Source organism: Sphingopyxis sp. KK2 (assembly GCF_001990265.1).
Taxonomy (GTDB): Bacteria; Pseudomonadota; Alphaproteobacteria; order Sphingomonadales; family Sphingomonadaceae; genus Sphingopyxis.
This window is the reverse complement of record NZ_LYVN01000282.1, coordinates 1-1,580: the sequence shown is the minus strand read 5'-3', so window position 1 is coordinate 1,580 and position 1,580 is coordinate 1. Positions and strand designations below refer to the sequence as shown.

Annotated in this window: 2 protein-coding genes and 1 pseudogene; 1 reads left to right on the top strand and 2 read right to left on the bottom strand. The window is 69.1% G+C overall.

Going from position 1 to position 1,580, the window contains the following annotated elements; genetic code table 11:
• Positions 1-324: pseudogene (locus tag B1A78_RS21775) on the top strand (hypothetical protein); the annotation flags it as partial.
• A 10-nt stretch (positions 325-334) separates the two neighbouring features.
• Here the strand turns inward: B1A78_RS21775 and B1A78_RS21770 are convergent.
• On the bottom strand, positions 335-619 hold the full coding sequence (locus tag B1A78_RS21770) for a barstar family protein (protein ID WP_077148906.1): 285 nt from the start codon (positions 617-619) through the stop codon (positions 335-337).
• An 8-nt stretch (positions 620-627) separates the two neighbouring features.
• A partial coding sequence (locus B1A78_RS21765) for an ATP-binding protein (RefSeq protein WP_144037964.1) occupies positions 628-1,580 on the bottom strand: 953 nt, incomplete at its 5' end.

The window sequence follows — 1,580 nt, the reverse complement described above, 5'->3', positions numbered from 1 at the left end:
GCCGAGCGCAAGAGCCGCGCGCAGTCGGTGGTCGATGCCGATCCCGAGCGCTACCGCCGGTTCAGCGCCGCCGCGATCGCCGCCATCCCCGCAGGCGTGCGCGCCGGCGGCTGGGCGCGCCGCCGCGCCGAGGGCAAGGCGCTCAGCATCGTGCGGCTTGCCAAGGCGAGCCTGACCTATGCCGGCGGGATCGATTATCTGGCGTGGAAGATCAATCGCCACGCGGGGACCAAGATCGAGATCAAGCCCTGGCAGCGGAAGTGGCCGCTGGTCGCCGCGCTGACGCTGGTGCCGAAGCTGATGCGGAGCGGGGCGATCAGGTAGCGCCTCATGATCAGGCGAGGCTGAAGCTCGCGTCGGTCCCGAATTCCCGGCGGGCATCGGCAAAGACCTCGGCGACGCCCGCGAACAAAGCCTCGAATTCGGCAGGCAGGCTGCCGCCATTGCGCACTTCGACAGCGAAGGGCGGTTCGACATCGTTGATGCCGCCCGACAGGCTGTCATACAGCGCGTTGAGATTGTGCCCATGCCACGACGGCGCACCGAGTTCGGTCAGCAACGCGACAAAGAAATCATCGGTGGTCCGCCAACCGGTGGCGTCGAGCGGGATCCTCTTCATCTCCGTCCTTACCCGAACGCCGCGACCTTTTCCGCTGGTCGCGGATCGCCGCTGCGCCGGATCGCCTGGTCGAGCTGGGTCAGGGTGAAGGGCTTGCGCAGCACGTCATGGTCGCCGAAGCTCGCGACCTCGCTCGCATCGCCCGCGAAGCCGGTGACGAACAGCACCGCGATATCGGGCCAGCGTTCCTTGAGCGCGGCGACCATCTCGGGACCGGTGAGCTGAGGCATCAGCACGTCGGACAGGATCAGGTCGAAGCCATGGCTTTCGACCAAGGTTTCGGCGTTGCGCGGGTCGTTGCAGGCGACCGCGCGGTGGCCGAGTTCCTCGACCGCCTCGACGGTCGCGGCGAGCACGCGCGGGTCGTCCTCGACGACGAGGATGTCGAGCGCTGCGCCCGCGCTTTCGGCGGCGGCGACCGGCGCGGCGGCGGTTTCGCTGGGCGGCGCGTCGGCGCGCCGGATGACGGGCAGCAGCATCGCGACGCTGGTGCCCTCGCCCTCGGTCGACTGGATCTGCACCTCGCCGTCGGACTGGCGGCAGAAGGCGAAGACCTGGCTCATGCCGAGGCCGGTGCCCTGGCCGGCGGGCTTGGTGGTGTAGAATGGGTCGAAGACGCGTTCGAGCACTTCGGGCGACATGCCGCAGCCGGTGTCGATTACCTGCACCGCCAGCGCCGAGGGCTCATCCTCTTCGTCGCGCAGCGTGCGGATCGTCAGCGAACCATGGCCCTCCATCGCGTCGCGCGCGTTGACCGCGAGGTTGAGCAGCGCGTTTTCGAACTGCTGGCGATCGAGCCACGCGGCGAGGCCCGGCGCCTGCAGGTCGAGCGTCAGCGCGATGCGGTCGCCGATCGTGCGTTCGATCAGCTCGGCAAAGGCGGCGATGCTGTCGTCGACGACGATCATTTCGGGGCGGGCGGGTTCCGAGCGCGCGAAGGCGAGCAGGCGGCGCGTCAGGT